Here is a 20687-nt window from a genome sequence, read left to right on the forward strand (position 1 = left end):
TACAATCAGATAGACTAAACAAACGAGTAACAATTCCCGACAGGTCTATAAGGGCCTGAAGGATACGATTATAACTATATGTTTAGCCGATTTTAGTAGAAAATTAACGTTTTTTTTGCTATCAGTTACTATCGGCTTTCTATACAATAGTAACCTGAATAGCAATGCCACAAAAATGGATTAGGTGACGAACGTGAAATGAATAATTTTAAAACTGCTTAACATTTTTTAACAGCCTGTCAATCAGATTAAAGGATAACTAAAGCACGATAGTCGATACCTTCACGGCACTAAACAGCCGGTCGCGAAAATCGTTTGTCTTATGCTCCAGAATTACTTTAAAATTGCCCTCCGCAATCTACGCCAGCGCCGGTTCTACGCGCTGGTTACGCTCCTTGGCCTCACCGTTGGAATTACGTTTTTGCTCCTGATTGGCAACTACATTCAGGGCGAACTGGCCGTCAATAAAAACCTGCGCAATGTAGATCAGCAGTATCTGGTGAAGAGCCGATGGAAAGAAGAAACCATGGGCCTGGAGATCACTACGTTAGGGCTCCTTGGGCCAACACTTAAGCAGATGTATCCAAATCTGGTTGCCAATTACTACCGGTTTTATGGCGTTACGGCCATTGTTTCCAACGACCAGAAGCACTTTCGGGAAAGTATTCAAATTGGCGACTCGACCCTGCTGCCCATGTTTGGCTTTCGGATGGCGTATGGTGACCCCAAAACAGCCATGCTGGCTCCCAATTCGATGGTACTAACGGAAGTAATGGCTCAGAAACTGTTTGGCCGAACCGATGTGCTCCGGCAAACGCTTACGGTTCAGACTCCGCTTGGTGGCAAACAGCTTTTTACGATAACTGGCGTGTTGCACGAACCGCCCCGCAACAGTCTTCTGGACTTACTGGACAAACGCGACCAGCTTTTTATTTCGATGCGCGATGTGGGTTATTTTGCGTCTAAAGCGGGTATCGACTCCTGGCAGAATCAATACATACCGACCTATCTGGAACTGCAACCGGGCGTTACTGCCGATCAACTCACCAAACCCCTCGCCGATGTGCTGGCAACCTATGCGCCACCAAACTATAAAACTAATCTTCGTGTCGATCTGAGTCCGATGGCGACACACTATCTGACAGCAAACAACGGGCTGGTCGAAAAAATGATCCTGACACTCAGCCTGATCGGTATTTTTATTTTGCTGATGGCGGTAGTCAATTTTATCAATATCACCATTGGCATGTCGGCCACCCGGCTCCGCGAAATTGGTGTACGGAAGGCGCTGGGCGGGCTGAAAGGCCAGTTGATGGGGCAGTTTCTGACCGAATCGCTTTTGCTTACTGCTGGCGCAACGATACTGGCTTTGGGCTGTCACGAGATTTTCCGGCCAATGTTTGCCAATATTCTGGAACGAACCATCCCGTCGCTGATTAGCTGGTCGCCATTGGCGTATGTGGCCCTTGCTGGTCTAGTCTTGTTCATTGCCGTACTGGCGGGAAGTTATCCGGCATTTGTTTTATCGAACCTGCCCTCGGTTGAGTCGCTGAAAGGTAAGCTGACGGCATCGGTCAAAAAAGGAACTGGCCTGCGCCGAGCCCTGATCGTATTTCAGTTTACGGTTGCCATTTTCGTATTTGTCGGTGCTATGGTGGTTGGCCAGCAGGTGACGTATTTTTTCAGCAAAGACCTTGGCTATGATAAAGGTCAGATCTTAACGGTAGCCTCGGTTCCGCGCGACTGGTCGCCAGCGGGTGTGCAACGTATGGAAGGCATACGAAATCAGTTGGCGCGGGTGCCGGGTGTTAGCGATGTGAGTTTTTCGTTTGAAATTCCTGATGGTGGCAGTAGTGGAAGTATTAATTTATTTGCTCAGGGGCAGGACAGTACACAGGCCATTACGGCAAACTCAATAACCGCCGATGAGCGGTATGCCGATACCTACGGATTAACATTAAAAGCGGGCCAGTTTTTCAACGCCACCGGAGGAGGCTATGACTCGCTTGCTGTGGTAGTCAGCGAATCAGCAACAAAAGCCTTAGGGTGGGCCAATCCAGAGATGGCTCTGGGAAAACAGGTACTATTTCGGGGAGGAACGTTCAGAATCAGGGGTGTATTGGCCGATTTTAATTTTGGATCACTTCATGAACTTATCAAGCCAATTGTATTTGTACAGGTTCGCAAAGACCCAATTTACCGTTACTTCTCGTTCAAACTGTCGCCGGGCAGTGCCGAACAGTTACCCGAAACCGTAGCTGCTATTGGTAAAGAATGGGCGCGGCTCTTTCCCGATGCGCCGTTTGAGTATGCGTTTATGGACGATACGCTTCAAAAGCTTTACCAGACCGAGATGCAATTGCAGAAAGCCTCCCGGTTAGCCACCACACTGGCTCTGGTTATTGTATTGCTGGGTGTGCTGGGACTGGTTTCGCTCAATGTAACCCGCCGGACCAAAGAGATTGGTATTCGGAAAGTGCTGGGTGCCACTATGATTAGTATTATCAATCTGTTCTTAAAAGAATTCGTGCCGATTTTTTTGGTCGCTAATGCCATCGCCTGGCCACTGGCCTATTACCTGCTAAGCGATTGGTTAACGCACTTTGCTTACCGGACCAATTTGTCGTGGACACCGTTTATGCTGGTTGCCGTTACCCTAGCTATACTGACGGGACTTATTGTGAGTATCCAGACCAGCCGGGCCGCGTTGGCCAATCCCGTAAAATCGCTCCGATCCGAGTAAAAACAGCCCCTAACCCCCAAAGGCGGCATTAAACTGAGTAACAACTCCCCCTTCGGGGGCAGGGGGGCTGTTATGTTCATAAACTATCTTAAAATCGCTTTCCGCAACCTGCGTTTACAGCGCACGTATACCCTTCTGAACGTGGTTGGACTGACTATCGGCATGGCGGGTGGGCTGCTCATTTTTCTGTTTGTCCGGTATCACCTCAACACCGACCGGCATCATACCAATTTCGACCGTATCTACCGCATCGTCCTGGATCTCCACCTCGACGATGGATCAGTTGAGCACTATCCTGAGGCTCCATTACCAATGGCCAAAACGCTGCGAACCGAGTATCCACAGGTTGAACAGGCCGCTTTTCTGGCCTCAAACCGATCATTAACGGTTAGTATACATCGGCCTGGCCAGGCTGCTCCAGCCCATTTTCTTGAACACGACGGCACCGCACTGGTAGAAGGTGAATTTTTCCAGATTTTCGATTATCAGTGGCTGAGCGGTGATTCGAAAACAGCCTTACGCGAACCTAACTGTGTAGTCCTGACCAAATCGTGGTCCAGACGCTATTTTGGTACCAGCAATTCCATTGGCCGTACCCTTGAACTGGATCATAAGCTTACGGCAACTGTAACGGGTATCGTCGCCGACCCTGCCCAGCCTACCGATACGCATATTGGCCTGTTCATTTCCATGCCTACCATTCGGCAACTCGATCCCGATTTTAATGTGAACGAGTGGGGACAACTGAACAGCCCTTACCGGCTCTATTGTACGCTGAAAGATAATGCATCGGCCACAGCAAAGCAGGTCGAAGCTACCTTTCCTGACTTATCGAAAAAGCATTTTGGCGACGTAGCCCACGTTTTTCAGTTTCATATCCAGCCGCTGGCCGATGCCCATTTCGATGTTGACCGGGTGGGGGGTGTTATCCGACCGTCGCTGCTCTGGTCGCTGGAGTTGATAGGCTTGTTTCTGATACTGACGGCCTGCATCAATTTTGTCAATCTGGCCACGGCACAGGCGTTTCGACGGAGCAAAGAAGTGGGTGTTCGGAAAACCCTGGGGAGTTCGCGTGGTCAACTGGCCAGGCAATTTCTGCTCGAAACCAGCCTGATTGTCGTGATGGCTACAGCACTGGCTATGTTGGTGGCATTGTTGTGTTTACCGGTGTTTAACCAGTGGGTTCATATTCAGCTTTCGTTCAGGCCCGATGCGTTGCTGCTGCTGTTTATTGGCGTGTTGATGGGAGTAGTGGTGTTACTGGCGGGAGGCTATCCCGCTTTTGTGTTGTCGGGGTTTAGTCCCGACGCCAGTTTGCGGGGTAAACTTGTTGCTTCGCTGGCGGGTGGCTATTCGCTACGCAAGGGATTGGTTATTGTTCAGTTTGTGGTTTGTCAGGCGTTGCTGGTCGGCGCGTTGGTTGTAATGAAACAGATGAGCTTTATTCGGCAAACAGACCTGGGTTACCGGAAAGATAACGTTGTTATTGTGAATCTGCCAACCGCCGAAGAAAGATCGTGGGAAGCGTTTAAAAATGACCTGCGTCAGTATTCCAACATCAAATCGGTAACGTTACAATATCGACCGCCTTCAGCTAATGTTATGAACGGTGGTTCCTTCAAATTTGGCGCTAAAAAGGATTGGATATCGTTTCCGGTTCGCGAGCGACTGGCCGACGCCAATTATCTGGAAACATACAATTTGCAACTCGTAGCGGGGCGTAACATTACTGAAAGCGATTCGATCCGGGAGTATGTCATTAACGAAACCCTGCTTCATAAACTCGGTTTTCGCGATCCGAAGGCGATCCTGGGTAAACGGATGCAATATTATCTGTCGTCGGTGCCACTGCCTATTGTGGGCGTGGTTAAGGATTTTCATCAAAAATCGCTGCATGACCTGATCGCTCCCTGTTTTATTGCCTCATATCCGGCCATGTATAAGCAGGTGGGTATTCGAATGGCAGGCGGTTCGTCGGAACAGACACTGGCACACATTCGAAGTGTTTGGCAACGCCTTTACCCGAATGATGTGTTTGAGTATGAATTTCTGGAAGACCAGCTCGAACGGTTTTATGAAACCGAAACAATAATTTCGACGCTCGTCAATACGTTTGCATTGATGGCAATGGCAATTTGTGGACTTGGTCTTTACGGACTGGTGGCGTTTACGGTTGGGCAGCGTACCAAAGAAATTGGCATTCGGAAAGTGCTGGGCGCATCGGTTGCCAGTATTGTTGCACTACTTTCCGGCGATTTTCTGAAACTAGTATTGGTTGCCATTGGACTGGCGTCGCCCGTTGCGTGGTGGGCCATGAGCAAATGGCTTCAGGATTTCGCCTATCGAATCGAAATCCATTGGTGGATGTTTGCTCTGGCAGGACTACTGGCAATTTTCATTGCCTTTCTCACAATCAGTTTCCAGAGCATACAGGCGGCAACAGCCAATCCGGTAAAGAGTTTGCGGAGTGAATAAGGCAGTGAGCCTGGGGCGGGGCAGCAGCAGAATTGGCCGTATTAATGCGTATCTTGCATTTACGAATACAACCTTTTGCGCACTTCCGATGCAAACACGAAAGCAGTTTATAAAACAGATCTGTGCTATAGCAGCTGGCACTTCCTGGCTAACTACCGATAACCTGATGGGTTTCGCCACACCGGCTCCCCCGAAATCAATCTATTTTGATTTTCACTGCCATCCGAGCTGGGCAATGTCTGAACGGAACTTTGCGAACAATGCCGAATCGGGGTTGACACAAACGGTTAGCGATATGAAAACGGGACATCTCACAGGTGGTTTTCTGGCTCTGGTGGCCGATGCTCCCCTGCTCAAACCTGGTCCCAAAGGAATGATGATCAACAGGCGGTATTTGCCGGGCGAGGGGTGGGCCGAGTATAAACGGCAACTGGCGAAGCTTCGGGAGGTTTTCGGTAGCTTATCCATACCGTTTTCGACAGACCTGAGCAGCCTGACGGCCGAGCGCAAAGCTCCTTTTGCTTACCTGGCGGTGGAAGGGGGTGATTTTCTGGATGATCAGATTTCGCGAATCGAAGAGGCTTATCAGGATGGCGTTCGTTCCATTCAACTGGTTCATTATGCTCCCAACAATCTCGGTGATCTTCAAACGGCTGATCCGGCGTTTAATGGACTGTCTTCGTTTGGCAAAGACGTAATCAGGAAGATGAATGAACTGGGTATGGCTATCGACGTGGCACATGCTTCGTTTCAAACCACGAAAGCCGTAGCCGATCTGACCAAAGCCCCCATCATGTTGTCGCATAGTATTTTGCAAATGGAGGCCGACCGTCCGATAGCCGTACGGGCAATTTCTAAAGAACACGCCAATGTTGTTGCCGACACAGGCGGGGTAATTGGAGCCTGGCCATCGGGATTTAATAAGAGTTTCGACGAATATATCGATAACATTCTGCGGCTGGTCGATGTAGTTGGTGTCGATCATGTGGGTATCGGTACCGATATGAGTGCCAATTTTCAGCCCGTTATGACCAGCTATATACAGTATCCTCAGATTGAAGAAGCCCTGAGCAGGAAGGGGCTTTCCCGCTCAGACGTTGGCAAGATCATGGGAGGTAATGCGAAAAGCGTTCTGACAAAAATTGCAAAAGCTGGCTCCATGAAAAACTAGCTGAACCGTATTTCTATGTGCCCTAAGCCCCTGTTCCTAAAGCAGGAAGCTACTTTTACAAATCGTTTACAATGTTTTACAGTGCTTTTTCAACTGCCATAAAACAAGTGCCTAGTTTTGGCTCAGTATTTAGTTAATCATACAAGCCATGCGAAAAATAACTGGATTTATGGTAGCCATTGCGAGTACTATTTTTTCTGCGGGTTGTTTGGCTCAGCACTCGTTCAGCACCTGTTCGGCTGCTTTTCTGAACAGCAAAATGATGGTCGATACATATACGGATGCCGGGCAATGTCGACTGCTATCAACGGCCACCGGCGAGCTAACGCTACAAACCGTTAGCCTGTCGCCCACTGAAAGTAAGGGAATCGAAAAACTCCCCTTTCACGTTGCCATCCGCCATAAGGAAACAAAAACGCTGATGCTTGTTACAAAACAGGAAATTACGCATATTGAGGTACAGAAAGTACTGGCGAAGTGTCAGAAGGGCGATCGTATTGTGCTCTTGACGCTGGATGATGAATATGCGCTGCCCCATAATGAAATTTTGGTCCAATAACTCCTCAATGCCTTATCCGATGAAAACGATCCGCGTAACCCTACTTCTGTCGATCCTGCTAAGTCTGTCGGTATCTGGTTTCTTTACCCGGTATACGGGCGCTAATGAGGTAATGGCCATGAGCTCCGTGCCCGCCAATTATTACAATCCACTTTTGTTAAATAACCGTTCGCTGGACTACAATCTGTTTTCAATTGGCAGCAAAGGCGTTCTGTCTGTTGTGGCAGGCAATCCAATAGACAGAACAACGCCCAGAATCCCATTCCGAATTTATCTGCAACGCAATGGTAAAGCAGTTCGTATGGGAGCTTCGGACAGTAGCCAGGTTGTTTCTCAAATTGACGTAAGTGCCGTGCTGATTCAGGCGAAACCAGGCGATATACTGGTTATTGAACCGGCCCGAAGCGAAGAGCCGATTGGGCGGCAAACAATTCGATTAAAAGACACTACATTTAATCTGCAATTCAATCTGTTCCCTTTCCTGAAACAGCAGAAAGACAATTGCTGACGAATTGTTGCCGGAAGCTTGTGATTGTTATGCGAAAACTAGCGGTTATACTCGCGGTGTTAGCTGTAGGAATATTGTTCGTGCAGTTTATCAGCCTTACCCCTTCGGTAGAGGAGGATAATCGCTTTGCACAACGGGTCAATCTGGCACTTCGTCGGACGGCCCATCATTTGTTGGTTGAAAAAGGGGATAGCACTTCCCGAATCGCACCTGTCCAACAACTTAATGCAACAACGTTTCTGGTTCGTCTGGAGCGTCCCTTCGAATATGATCGTCTGCCTGCTTTGTTGCAACAATCGCTGAACCTACACGAAATCAGCAAGGATTATGATGTAGCGGTGCTCGACTGCTCCAATGGTGAACTGCAACTAGGCTATAATTTTCTGGATTTCAGAGATAAAAACGAAGTGCCATGCGTAGGGCGTATGCAGGAGGGAGGGTGCTATAATTTGCAGGTTTCCTTCAAAAACGTAACGGATACATCATCCTCGAAAAACGCACAATGGTGGACATGGCCGCTTGGTGTTTTGCTATTGGGAGGGGCCTTGTTACTCTGGCAAAAAACAGAGAAACCGGTCGTAGAGCAGGCCGAACTTTCAGTAAAAAAGCCGGAAGAGTCGGTCATACTGGGGCAAATCTCCTTTAACATTGCCAATCAATCTGTCGAAATAGCAGGTGAAGTTTATACGCTCACCTATCGCGAAGCGAAACTGTTGAACCTGTTTGTTCGTCATCCGAATCAACTCCTCGAACGGGACTTTATCTTAAAGTCGGTTTGGGAAGATGAAGGTATCATTGTTGGCCGAAGTGTCGATGTATTTGTGTCGCGGTTGCGTAAACTCCTGCAACCCGATCCTGGCCTGCGCATCGTGGCTGTGCATGGCGTTGGCTACCGATTAGAGGTAGTTCCGGCCTGAAAACATACTTTACACGTTGTTAGTACCTCCTTGTTTTGGTAATCTGTTCCTATGCATAGTGCTCCGTCCTATTGATCCGTGATAGAATCGCTACCAGGGCAGCAACGTCAATCGCAATTCCCAGAATGGATAGTACCGTGTGAAAAAACGGATGCGTATATAGTAGACATGAAATGCGACTCATTTCCAATTTGGCTACACCATCTGTTAATTTGGCAACAGTCTCTTTAGTGGCAGCATAGATCTTTGTCATCGTAGTTGAAAATAACAACGATTATGATTCACTCGAAAGGATATGCCGCCCAAAACGCGGAAACAGAGTTAGCGCCGTGGGAATTTGAACGCCGGGATGTTGGCCCACACGACATCCTGATTACCATTGCCTATTGCGGAGTTTGCCATACCGATATTCACCTGACTCGCAACGAGTGGTTTCCCGGAATCTTCCCGATGGTACCCGGCCACGAGATTGTTGGCATTGTCGGGCAGGTTGGTGAACACGTAACGAAATTCAGTATTGGCGACCGGGCTGCGGTAGGCGTCATGGTGGATTCGTGCCGGGGCTGTGACGATTGCCGAAACGGACAGGAGCAATTTTGTAGCGTAAGCCCGGTCGTGACGTATAATAATCTCGACCATTATGGCATGCCTGCTTATGGTGGCTATGCCAACAACATTGTTCTGAATGAAGATTTCGCGCACCACATTTCTCCAACCCTAGACCTGGCCGCCGTAGCGCCCCTGTTGTGTGCGGGTATTACGACGTATTCACCCCTCCGTCGCTGGAAGGTCGGGAAGGGGCATAAGCTGGCTGTAGTGGGGCTGGGTGGATTAGGCCATATGGCAGTAAAATTTGGGGTGGCATTTGGGGCAGAAGTTACGGTGTTGAGCACATCGCCCCATAAAGAAGAAGAAGCCCGAAAACTGGGAGCGCATCATTTTGTGGTGACAAAAGACGAAGAACAGATGAAGACTGCAGCCCGGTCTTTCCATTTTATTATCGACACCGTAGCCGCCGACCATGACATTAACCCCTATATGGCCTTACTCAAAACCAGCGGAGTGTACATCAATGTTGGCATGCCTGCCGAACCCTGGCAGCTTTCGTCCTTCACGCTGGCTATGGGCAACAAAGTTGTGGCGGGTTCGGGAGCGGGTGGTTTGCCCGAAACGCAGGAAATGCTTGATTTCTGCGCCGAACACAACATCGTAGCCGATATTGAGCTAATTGCCATCAAAGACATCCACACTGCTTTTGAACGGATGTTGAAAGGTGATGTGTTATACCGTTTTGTGATCGATATGGCAACGTTATAATTTTTGTCATTTCGACCGAAGGGAGAAATCTCAAATCTCCGTATTAAGTAAGCTTGAGATTTCTCCCTTCGGTCGAAATGACAAATCCCCGACGTATGAAAAAAGAGCTGAAGTCCCCGTACTATTTCCATTCTGTAGCTGAATTGCACGAAGCGTTGGGCTTACCGAAGCCCCTGCATCCGTTGGTCAGTCTGAGTAATTACGAGAACATTCGGGCCGATATGACGGATATCGCCAAGGGCCTGATGACGAATCTGTACAAGATTTCGTACAAAAAACAGTTTACGGGCAAGGCTCGGTACGGCCAGAGTTTTTACGACTTCAATGAAGGGGGACTCTGTTTCGTATCGCCCAATCAGTTGATTTCAGAAGCAGAACCTCATGGCAATTATGAAGGGTTCACGCTGATGATTCACCCGGACTTTATTCGCCCGTATGCGCTGGGGAAAACTATCAAAAACTACGGTTTCTTCTCCTATTCGTCCAACGAAGCGCTACATTTATCAGAACAGGAGAAAGAGACCACCATGGGCGTTTTCAAAAACATTGGCGAGGAGTTGGCACGGCCGATCGATCAGTTCAGCCAGGATGTAATTGTCTCATTGATCGAACTGTTGCTCAACTACAGCAATCGATTTTATAATCGTCAGTTCATTACCCGCAAAGCCGCAAACCACGATCTGCTCACGAAACTGGAAGCGCTGCTCGACGATTATTTCAACACGGAAAAAACACTCACAAACGGTTTGCCGACAGTTCAGTATATTTCGGACCAACTCAATGTATCAACCCGCTATCTGAGCGATATGCTTCGTGCACTTACCGGCCAAAGTACCCAGCAACATATTCAGAACAAGCTGATCGACAAAGCCAAAGAAATTCTGAGTTCGAGCAACCTGACCACGGCCGAAGTTGCCTATCAGCTTGGCTTCGAACATCCACAATCGTTCAACAAGATTTTCAAGCGCAAGACCAACGTATCGCCCATCGAGTTTCGGCAGTCGTTCAACTAAACGTTTACCTGATTACAAACCCTTATGTCTTATTGCCACGCCATCGACACGATGACGGAGGAACGGAAAGCCCTCCACAAAGCCTATCACGACTATCAGTATGGTTTCCCCATTCACGACGACAACGAACTGTTCTGTCGGCTGGTGCTGGAAATCAATCAGGCTGGCCTAAGCTGGGAAACCATTCTGAAAAAAGAAGCGACCTTCCGAAAAGCATACGACAATTTCGACCTGAAAACCGTTGCCAGCTATACCGATGCCGACCGGGAACGCTTATTGGCCGATCCGGGCATCATCCGCAACCGACTGAAGATCAACGCGGCCATTGAGAATGCGAAGACAATTTTACAGTTACAGACCGAACATGGTTCCTTTGAGAACTGGCTGGCGTTGCATCACCCTAAAACCAAGGCCGAATGGGTAAAGCTGTTCAAAAAAACATTCCGGTTTACAGGTGGAGAAATCGTCAATGAATTTCTGATGAGCATTGGCTATCTACCCGGTGCACACGTTACCAACTGCCCCGTTTATCAAACCATACTGGATGCCCGTCCGAAGTGGTTCGTTTGATGGACTGGTAAATAACCTTGTCCCAAACCGTACAGCCAATGTCCACTTTCGGACATTGGCTGTTTGTTTATTAACCCAAGAGGGCCATTCTGAAGTGCTCAGTGGCTTTTTTTGAGTTTGGCCGCTCATTTGCTCAGCAAAAATAGAACTAACAAAAACCGATGAAACGAAGCTACTTGGGTGAGTTTGAAGAGATCGTCCTACTGACGGTAGCTGTCCTGGAACTGCAAAAGCAGGCCTACGGTGTTGCCATCACGCACGAGATCATCGAGCAAACGGGTCGTTCGGTACGGCTCAATCAGATTCATTCGGCGCTGGACCGGCTCGAAGATAAAGGCATGGTAAAGTCGGAAATGGGCGAACCCACTGCCGAACGGGGTGGTCGCCGGAAACGGCTGTTTAGCGTTACGGCCTACGGTCGGCGGACCTTGCAGGAAATTCAGGAAGTCCGGGTTAGCTTCTGGAACCGATTGCTGAATCCACTAAATAGCATAGGGCAGAGGGGTTGGGGCATGGGGTAGCTATGCCAGCGTTTAACCCCATGCCCTAAACCCTTTTCTCCATGCGCTACAGCCCACCCCGCTTCGCTGACAAACTCCTCCGCTTTTTCCTGCCCGATGATCGGCTGGAAGAAGTGTTGGGTGATCTGCACGAAGAATTTCGCTGGCAGGTCGTTCGCGTGGGTGAGCGACGGGCACGCTGGCGCTACTGGCGCGATGTGCTGGGTTTTCTGAAACCATTTGCGATAAAGCGTAAGCAAGCAAACAATCATTTCGATGATTATTCAACAACCTATCTAATGCAACCCACTATGCTACGGAATTATGTAAAAATCGCCTTTCGGAATCTGGCCAAGAACAAGACCTTTTCCGTCATCAACACCCTTGGTCTGGCGTTGGGCATGGCGTGTAGTCTGCTTATTCTGCTCTGGGTGCAGGACGAGCGGAGCGTCGATGCGTTTCATGCGCACAAAGACCAGTTATACCGGATTTACATGCGGGAATATTTCAGCGGAAAGATGCAGGGCGTCATCTGGACACCGGGCCCGCTGGCAGCCACATTGAAAAAAGAAATCCCCGAAATCGAATATGCAACGGCGTATGAATGGCCGGGGCCGCAAACGTTTTCGGTTGGAAATAAAGTCCAGAAGCAATCGCTCAATGCCGTTGGGGCTGATTTTTTCAAGATGTTTAGTTTCAAACTGCTTCAGGGCACATCTGAAGCCGCATTGAAAGACCCGAACAACCTGGCTATCTCGCACGACATGGCTAACCGCTTTTTCGGTAGCCCGGAAGCTGCTATTGGTAAAACCATTCGGTTCGACAACCGGAAGGATATGCTGGTTTCGGCGGTATTTGAGAACCTTCCGAAAAACAGTACGCTACAATTCGATTGCCTTCGCAACTGGGATGCTTATGTGGACGATGGGAACGACTGGGCTAAAGAGTGGGGGAGCACCGACCCACTCACGTTTTTCATGCTCCGCCCCGATGCTAATCCAGCAAAGGTGGCAGCGAAAATGCAGCATATGCTCGACAAATTCAACCGCGACGAAGGTAAACCGGCCCACACGGAACTGGCCATGCAGCCGTTTCATGAATATTACCTGAACAGCAATTTTAAAGATGCTCAAATTGATGGGGGACGTATCGAATATGTACGGCTGTTTACGATAGTGGCGGTGTTTATCCTGCTGATTGCCTGTGTCAATTTCATGAATCTGGCCACGGCGCGGTCAGGCAAACGCGCCAAAGAAGTAGGTGTCAGAAAAGTAGTGGGTGCCAGGCGGTCGCTGCTGATCGGGCAGTTTCTGGGCGAGGCCATGTTGCTGACCGTTTTCTCGGTTAGTCTGGCCGTGTTGCTAGTGGGTTTGGTAGTGCCCGCTTTTAATACCCTCACTGGTAAACAGATCACTTTACCCCTTCTGGAACCTTCGTTTTGGGGGGGATTAGTTGGGTTGACGTTGGTTACTGGTTTCGTTTCGGGGAGTTATCCAGCTTTTTTCCTGTCGTCGCTCAGTCCAATACGGGTACTGAAAGGCATCATGAAGTTCGACTCAACATCGATCTGGCTCCGGCAGGGATTGGTAGTCTTTCAGTTTGCTCTCTCCATGATTCTGATCGTCGGTATGATTATCATTTACCGACAGGTCGATTACGTACAGACTAAAAATCTGGGTTATAACCGCGAAAACCTGATTTATTTCCCGCTGGAAGGTAATCTGGGCAATCAATACGATGTGCTAAAAACGGAACTAAGCCAACTGCCGGGTGTTGCGGACGTATCGTATCTGACGGCCGACCCAGCTTCCAATGGTTCCGGCACCGAAGGCATTAGCTGGCCCGGCAGCGACCCGAACGAAAAAGTTCGGTTTACGCCGGTGGGTGTTGGTTATGACTTTGCCAAAGCCATGCAGATTAAGCTGCGCGAAGGCCGCGATTTTTCGAAAGACTTCCCGACCGATTCCAGTGGTTTTCTGATCAACGAAGCAGCCCTGAAAGTCATTGGTTTTAACCAGCCAATCGGCAAAACCATCACCTGGGGCAAGCAGAAAGGGACCATTATTGGGGTGTTGAAAGACTTCCATTTTCAATCGCTGCATTCGGCCATTCGGCCGCTTATTGGGTATCTCCGTACCCAACGTCTGGCAGGCAATGTGAATGCCATTGTGCGGATTAAAGCCGGTAAAACGAAAGAAGCACTGGCCCAGATCGAGACGATTTGCAAAAAACTGAATCCTACCTTTCCGTTTACGTACAACTTCACCGATCAGGCGTATGCCCGTCAGTATCAAAGCGAGCAGGTGGTGAGTAAGCTCGCCAGCTACTTCGCGTTTCTGGCTATTTTCATCTCCTGCCTGGGGTTGTTCGGTCTGGCAACGTTTACAGCCGAACAGCGGGTAAAAGAGATTGGCGTTCGCAAAGTGTTGGGCGCTTCGGTAGGCAACATCATCGGTCTGCTTTCGAAAGATTTTCTGAAGCTGGTATTGATTGCCATTATGCTGGCGTCGCCGGTTGCGTGGTGGGCTATGAATCAGTGGCTACAGGGCTTTGCCTACAAAATCAATATTGAGTGGTGGATGTTTGTAGTGGGCGGGGTGCTGTCGGTCGTCATTGCCCTGTTAACCGTCAGTTTCCAAAGTATCAAAGCAGCCTTGATCAACCCCGTCAAATCACTTCGGTCTGAATAATGCAGGGATGGCACGGCAAATCCCAACAATTCCCGCAACCCATGCAACACCCCGCAACCCCATGCGCTACAGCCCACCCCAACTCGCTGACCGACTGCTTCGCTTCTTCCTGCCCGATGATCGGCTGGAGGAGGTGCTGGGTGATCTGCACGAAGAATATCGCTGGCAGGTGAGTCGTGTGGGCGAGCGACGGGCACGCTGGCGCTACTGGCGCGATGTAATTGGATTCTTACTGCCCCGGGCTGGATGGCCGTTTGCCGTCAAACGAAAAGCGGTGGAGTCCACTGAACCAATTCGTCAAAATAGTCATCAACGATTCGATCCGTATTCAACAACTTCTTATTTCAGTCCTGCTATGTTTCGCAACTATTTCCGAACAGCCTGGCGCAATCTGGTCAAGAACCGCTTTTATTCGCTCATCAACATGACGGGGCTGACCGCCGGTTTGGCCGTGGGTATCCTGATTCTGCTTTGGGTGCAGGATGAGCTGAGCTTCGACCGCTTTAACCATCAGTCGACTACCATTTATCGGCTCGAAAACTGGGCGGGTACCGGCGACAGTCGGCAAATCTGGACCTCTACCGTAGCGCCGATTGCCGTATTGGGGAAAAAAGAACTACCCGAAATCAAGGACGGGGTTCGGATTTCGTACAACGGGATTTATACGCTGTTTAAATACCAGGACAAAACCGTCAACGAAACCGGTACGCACTTCGCCGACCCCAGCCTGTTTTCGGTATTCGATTTCCCGCTTATTCAGGGCAATTCGGCCAATCCGTTTCCCGACAATCACTCCATTGTGCTGACCGAAAAGACGGCCAAACGCTATTTCGGCGACACAAACCCGATTGGTAAAATCCTGGCCAGCAACAACAATACATCGTTTCGCGTCAGCGGTGTTATCCGGGATTTCCCGAAGAATTCGAGTATTCAGGGCGATATGGTATTACCCATTTCGCTGCTCTTCGACGAGATGTACCGGACCCGAACCGACGGCAGAAACAAAGACAACGACTTTTCGCAGTTCGATTACGAAACGTATCTGCTGCTTCAGTCCGGCACCGATCTCGATAAACTGACGGATAAACTGCGCAACATCCACCTCCGTAATAAACCCGACGATACCGACCTGACGTACCTGCTGCAGCCCCTTGCCGATATGCATCTATACCGAGCCGATGGCAGCCAGGGCGGTATCGAAACGGTGCGGATGTTTTCGGTGATAGCGCTGCTCATTCTGGTGATTGCCTGTATCAATTACGTAAATCTGTCAACGGCCCGGTCGATGCTGCGGGCGAAGGAGGTTAGTATGCGGAAGATTGTGGGCGCGGCAAAAGGTCAGTTGTTCCTGCAGTTTGTGATCGAAACGGCGCTTCTATTTACGATGGCTGCCGTAGCCGCCCTCGGGTTGATTTATCTGCTCTTACCGGCTTACAATCAACTGACCGAAAAAGAACTGACGCTCGATTTTTCGGATTATCAAATCTGGCAGGTGATGGGCTTAACCATCGTCGGCACTCTCATCGCGTCGAGCATTTATCCGGCGCTGTTGCTTTCGTCCTTCGAGCCGCTCAAAGCGTTGAAAGGTCGCGTGTCGGCCCGGTTCAGTGAAGCCACTTTCCGAAAAGTGCTGGTGGTGGCGCAGTTTGCCGTAACGGTTATTTTGATCGCCAGCACCCTGATCATCCGCAATCAGTTGAACTACATTCGCTCAAAGGAATTAGGCTACGACAAAACGCACGTGTTTGCTTTCTTCATGCGCGATATGGGGCAGCACTACGATGCTGTTAAAGCTGAATTGCTGCATCAACCCGGTGTAGCCAGCATTACACGTTCCAGCTCAAATATTGTTCGGCTCAATTCGCAAACGGGCGATAACGAATGGGATGGGAAAGAGCAGGGCGAAACGATGTTTATGCGCCCGATGGCCATCGATAAAGACTTTATCCCGTTCTTCAAGATGAAGCTGATTGAAGGAGCCAATTTTACCGGCGCGGTAGCCGATTCAACCCATTTTATTCTGAACGAAACGGCCGTCAAAACGGCGCGGCTGAAAAATCCGATTGGCAAAAAGTTCCGGCTTTGGAACCACAAAGGCACCATCGTTGGCGTGGTGAAAGACTTCCATTTTGCGTCGATGCGGCAGAAAATCGAGCCCGCCATCTTCTATTACGAACCGGACAATCTGAACGCGATGTACATCAAAACCACCGGAAGAGATGCTGAGAATGTTATTGCTTCGGCCCAAAAAGCCTGGAAGCAATACAACCCCGACTATCCATTCGACTACGCTTTTCTGGACGATGTATTCAACCGGCTTTACCAGTCGGAGCAAAAAACGGGGATGCTGTTCAATATGTTTGCGGGTATCGCCATCCTGATCTCCTGCCTGGGTCTGTTTGGACTGGCTACCTATACAGCGCAGGTGCGTACGCGCGAAATTGGCGTTCGGAAAGTACTGGGGGCCAGCGTTTCGGGGATTATTCAATTGTTAGCCAGAGACTTTGTAAAACTGGTGTTTTTCGCCATCCTGCTTGCTACACCCATTGCCTGGTATACCATGAGTCTATGGCTGGAAGATTTCGCCTACCGCATCAACGTTCAATGGTGGGTTTTCGCCATAGCCGGTATACTGGCCCTGGTTATTGCGTTGCTAACGGTCAGTTTCCAAAGTATTAAAGCTGCCCTGATGAACCCCGTGAAGAGTTTGCGGTCTGAGTAGAGACGCAATCCTGTGCGTCAGCAATTGGTTAGCATTAGCCCAAAACCAGCCGGTCAGGAGACGCCAAGGGGGGCCGGTCCGCCGGTGCGGTCTCTACATAAATAACCATGAAACAACCACCTAAACTCGCTGATAAACTACTCCGATTTTTCCTGTCTGATGACCGGCTGGAGGAAGTGTTGGGGGATCTGCACGAGGAATACCACTGGCAGGTCAGCCGGGTGGGTGAGCGACGGGCATGCTGGCAGTACTGGCGCGATGTAATTGGTTTCCTGAAACCATTCGCAGTGAAGCGCAAGCCGGTAAACGGTACTCAGGGCTTCCCGCGTTTTGCCGATCATTCAATGACTTTTTTCCCCAATCCGATTATGCTACGAAACTATTTCTCCATCGCACTCCGCCAGTTGTGGAAAAATCCGCTGTTTAGCGGCCTCAACATTGTAGGGCTAACCGTTGGGCTGGCGGTCAGTACGTTTATTGCGCTCTACGTCTGGCACGAGTTCCACTACGACCGCTTCGAACCCTTCGCCAACCGAACGTACCGGATTGTGTCGGCATCAAAATACGGGGAAAACGAAGTCTCCTTTCCCCAATTGCATCAGTCGTTTGGCAGCGAGGTTAAACGCCAGATTCCTGAAGTAGACGAAGTGGTTCGGTTTTCCAATGGCTTTGGCGACGTTGTTCTGCAATCGGATCAAAATCACCGGTTTAAAGAAACCAATGTTGGGTATGCCGACGCGTCGATTATACCAGTCATGGGCCTTGAATTTTTGTATGGTAATCCTAAAACAGCGTTGAGCGAACCCGGTAGGATCATACTGACCCGTCAACTGGCCGAGAAGTATTTCGGAGACCGGAATCCAGTCGGTAAATCGCTGACTTTCGATAAACATTTCCCACTTACAGTATCAGGGGTGCTGGACGATTTACCGACCAACTCAGTCATTCAGTTCAACGGGCTGGTTTCGCTGTCGTCGATGCCTACGCTGGGTGATCGTCAACGCCACATTTATGAAAATGCTGGCTTTTTGAGTACTTATCTGGTCTTACGGCCCGATGCCCGAGTCAGTGACATCGAAAAGAAACTCGTGACGGTAAAAGCAGGCATCAAATTCATCGATATGTCGGCCCGCTATTATCTTGAAGCCTTACCTACGCTACACCTGGACGCTCGCGGAGCGCCGGGCGACTCCCGACAGTCGCTGTATATTCTGCTGACGGTGGCGCTGGTTATTCTGACGCTGGCCATCATCAACTACATCAGCCTGACCACCGCCCGGGCAACCAAACGGTCACGCGAAGTCGGTATTCGTAAAGCCATTGGCGGGCAGCGCAGTGAGTTGATCGGGCAATTCTTTCTGGAATCATTCCTGACCACTACACTGGCCTTTGCGTTGTCGCTGGCTCTGCTTCAGGCGTTGTTCCCGTGGGCCAACCATGCGCTGGATTTGCAGATGGATAACCGGGTGCTGGCGCAGGGACCGTATTGGAGACTGATGCTTGGCCTTTGGCTGATTTGCTCGCTGCTGGCGGGTGGCTATCCGGCGCTGTTGCTATCTGGTTTTCGGCCAGCACTCGTACTGAAAGGATCAACCAACTGGCGACAGAGCGGGGTCGGCATTCGGCGGGTTTTCACAACCGTTCAGTTTACGGCCTCCATCGGACTATTGATTTGCAGCCTGGTGCTTTACACACAGATGCGGTTTCTGCGTACTAAAAATCTTGGACTGAACCGATCTCAGGTGGTCGCGCTTCAGATCGACAACGAAATGATCCCTCAATTTACGGGCTTGCGCAACGCTGTTCGGCAATGGGCGGGTGAGGAAAATGTGGCTACAACTAATGCCAAGCTATTCACGGACAACATCATGATCTATTTTCAGAATACGGAGAAAACAAAGAGACAACTCATGGTATATGCACTGACTGTCGACAAACGCTTTTTCGACATGATGGGCATTCAGTGGAAATACAGTCCGCTAGGTTGGGAAAAAGGAATTGTAACCCGTGAGCTAACTATTTATAACCAGACCGTACTTAACGAAGCGGATATAAAAGGAAACCCACTCCAGCAGGCTGCTCCTTTTAAAGGTCAAACTACCGATGGTGTTGTGGCTGATTTTCATGTAAAGAGCCTTCGTGGATTACCTACCCCTATGATGCTCACCGTTGTGAGTGATACCAACCGGTCGATTCTGGCCAATGGCGGCTACTTACTGGTTCGGCTGAATCCGCATACCAATGTGCCTGATGCGCTTGACCAACTCAAAAAAATCTACGATCAGGCCCGTCCAACGGTGCCCTTCGACTACTATTTTCTGGATGATGCCTACAATAAGCTCTATGCGAAAGAAGAACGGCTGATGCGACTATTCAACGGGTTTACAGCGCTGACGTTGCTGGTGGCCTGTCTGGGGCTTTTAGGGTTGATGACCTTTTCGGTAGAAGTACGCACGAAAGAAATTGGCGTTCGGAAAGTGCTGGGCGCATCGGTAGGCGGTATTGTGCTGCTGCTCTCCAAAGATTTTCTTAAACTCGTGCTGCTGGCTATTTTAATTGCCTCACCGATAGCGTGGTGGGCCATGAACAAATGGCTACAGAGCTTTGCCTATAAGATCGACATTGCCTGGTGGGTCTTCGCCCTGGCCGGTGGGCTGGCCGTTAGTATTGCCCTGCTCACAATCAGTTTCCAGAGCATAAAAGCCGCCCTTACTAATCCGGTAAAAAGTTTGCGGTCTGAATAATGCATGGATGGCAGGGTGTAGCGGGGATGGCAGGGGCGCGGGGAACAACGCCTGCTATGCCCGGCTATCCCTGCGCGAAGCCACCCTGCCTGATCAGAATGAACGAGGCCAGTTCGGCAAGCAGTAGGTTATAATGAGTGGCTGATATACCACCTAACATATACGCCAGAAAAATTTCATCGGCCAGGATGAAGGCAGCCCATAAACCAATTGTAAAACCGAATGCCTGATGAATACTGATCTTTTGCGTAGGGTTTTGGCGGAAAACGGCTGCGAATGCTTTCCAGAAAAGGAATGCACCAATGCCCTCCCAGAGTATAACCCCGGCAAAAAACAGAATCGATAACCAGACTGGTGATTGATAAATAGCCACCACCCGGACAATAAGCGTATAATTCCCTGACGCAAACGGCCAGTTGGCCGGAAGCAGCGACAGCGCTTTGAGTGCATCGGCCGTATTACTCAGCCACACAATGGAAAAATAAAGTGCCCAGAAAAGCATTAATCCAGCCCGAATACGGTTGTCGATGGTTTGCATGAATGGTCTGTGATAAATGCCGGGAATATAGCGTTTTATGTTGTCATGCAGGGCGTTGGTTCACTGTTATATAGCAATGTTTGATGGGTTGGGAAGAGACAAGGTGAATTTTTTTGAGCGAGCCTGCAACGAACTCCACCTCAAAGTCATCTTTAGTACATCAGGCTGAAAATGGGGAGCGCGGTGTGTGGTAGCCAGGGGTTAAACTGTTCCCCGGCTA

At 49.6% G+C, this 20687-nt stretch carries 14 protein-coding genes; 13 read left to right on the forward strand and 1 reads right to left on the reverse strand.

The genetic code is table 11. The features are described 5' to 3' along the window. Positions 1–322: 322 nt before the first annotated feature. The 13 genes from WBJ53_RS06015 to WBJ53_RS06075 all read left to right on the forward strand — a co-directional run bounded on the left by WBJ53_RS06015 (position 323) and on the right by WBJ53_RS06075 (position 19929). Positions 323–2743, forward strand: a complete 2421-nt coding sequence (locus WBJ53_RS06015) for an FtsX-like permease family protein (RefSeq protein WP_338875161.1) — start codon at positions 323–325, stop codon at positions 2741–2743. A gap of 72 nt (positions 2744–2815) precedes the next feature. Beyond that, entirely contained in the window at positions 2816–5218 is a 2403-nt protein-coding gene (locus tag WBJ53_RS06020; protein ID WP_338875162.1) for an ABC transporter permease, read from the forward strand. An 88-nt stretch (positions 5219–5306) separates the two neighbouring features. Then, the gene (locus WBJ53_RS06025) at positions 5307–6389 is read left to right on the forward strand and encodes a membrane dipeptidase (protein WP_338875163.1); all 1083 of its coding nucleotides are present in this window, start codon (positions 5307–5309) and stop codon (positions 6387–6389) included. A 148-nt stretch (positions 6390–6537) separates the two neighbouring features. Beyond that, positions 6538–6948: a hypothetical protein gene (locus tag WBJ53_RS06030; RefSeq protein WP_338875164.1), complete on the forward strand. Its 411-nt coding sequence runs from the start codon at positions 6538–6540 to the stop codon at positions 6946–6948. A 19-nt stretch (positions 6949–6967) separates the two neighbouring features. Then, complete coding sequence (locus tag WBJ53_RS06035; RefSeq protein ID WP_338875165.1) at positions 6968–7456, forward strand: hypothetical protein; 489 nt, start codon at positions 6968–6970, stop codon at positions 7454–7456. A 29-nt stretch (positions 7457–7485) separates the two neighbouring features. Beyond that, entirely contained in the window at positions 7486–8373 is an 888-nt protein-coding gene (locus WBJ53_RS06040) for a winged helix-turn-helix domain-containing protein (RefSeq protein ID WP_338875166.1), read from the forward strand. 276 nt (positions 8374–8649) lie between these two features. Next, positions 8650–9690 carry an NAD(P)-dependent alcohol dehydrogenase gene (locus tag WBJ53_RS06045; protein WP_338875167.1) on the forward strand — a complete coding sequence of 347 codons (1041 nt, stop codon included), beginning with the start codon at positions 8650–8652 and terminating at the stop codon, positions 9688–9690. A gap of 95 nt (positions 9691–9785) precedes the next feature. After that, complete coding sequence (locus tag WBJ53_RS06050) at positions 9786–10703, forward strand: helix-turn-helix transcriptional regulator (RefSeq protein ID WP_338875168.1); 918 nt, start codon at positions 9786–9788, stop codon at positions 10701–10703. A 24-nt stretch (positions 10704–10727) separates the two neighbouring features. Next, positions 10728–11273: a DNA-3-methyladenine glycosylase I gene (locus WBJ53_RS06055; RefSeq protein WP_338875169.1), complete on the forward strand. Its 546-nt coding sequence runs from the start codon at positions 10728–10730 to the stop codon at positions 11271–11273. A gap of 161 nt (positions 11274–11434) precedes the next feature. Continuing rightward, the gene (locus WBJ53_RS06060; RefSeq protein ID WP_338875170.1) at positions 11435–11794 is read left to right on the forward strand and encodes a helix-turn-helix transcriptional regulator; all 360 of its coding nucleotides are present in this window, start codon (positions 11435–11437) and stop codon (positions 11792–11794) included. A gap of 41 nt (positions 11795–11835) precedes the next feature. Continuing rightward, the gene (locus WBJ53_RS06065) at positions 11836–14463 is read left to right on the forward strand and encodes an ABC transporter permease (protein ID WP_338875171.1); all 2628 of its coding nucleotides are present in this window, start codon (positions 11836–11838) and stop codon (positions 14461–14463) included. A gap of 7 nt (positions 14464–14470) precedes the next feature. Continuing rightward, positions 14471–17185, forward strand: coding sequence for an ABC transporter permease (locus WBJ53_RS06070; RefSeq protein ID WP_338875172.1), 2715 nt, complete (start codon positions 14471–14473; stop codon positions 17183–17185). A gap of 107 nt (positions 17186–17292) precedes the next feature. After that, complete coding sequence (locus WBJ53_RS06075) at positions 17293–19929, forward strand: permease prefix domain 2-containing transporter (protein ID WP_338875173.1); 2637 nt, start codon at positions 17293–17295, stop codon at positions 19927–19929. 64 nt (positions 19930–19993) lie between these two features. Here the strand turns inward: WBJ53_RS06075 and WBJ53_RS06080 are convergent, their stop codons facing one another. Further along, positions 19994–20467, reverse strand: coding sequence for a hypothetical protein (locus WBJ53_RS06080; protein WP_338875174.1), 474 nt, complete (start codon positions 20465–20467; stop codon positions 19994–19996). Positions 20468–20687: the final 220 nt, after the last annotated feature.

The sequence above is a fragment of the Spirosoma sp. SC4-14 genome (assembly GCF_037201965.1).
Classification (GTDB): Bacteria; Bacteroidota; Bacteroidia; order Cytophagales; family Spirosomataceae; genus Spirosoma.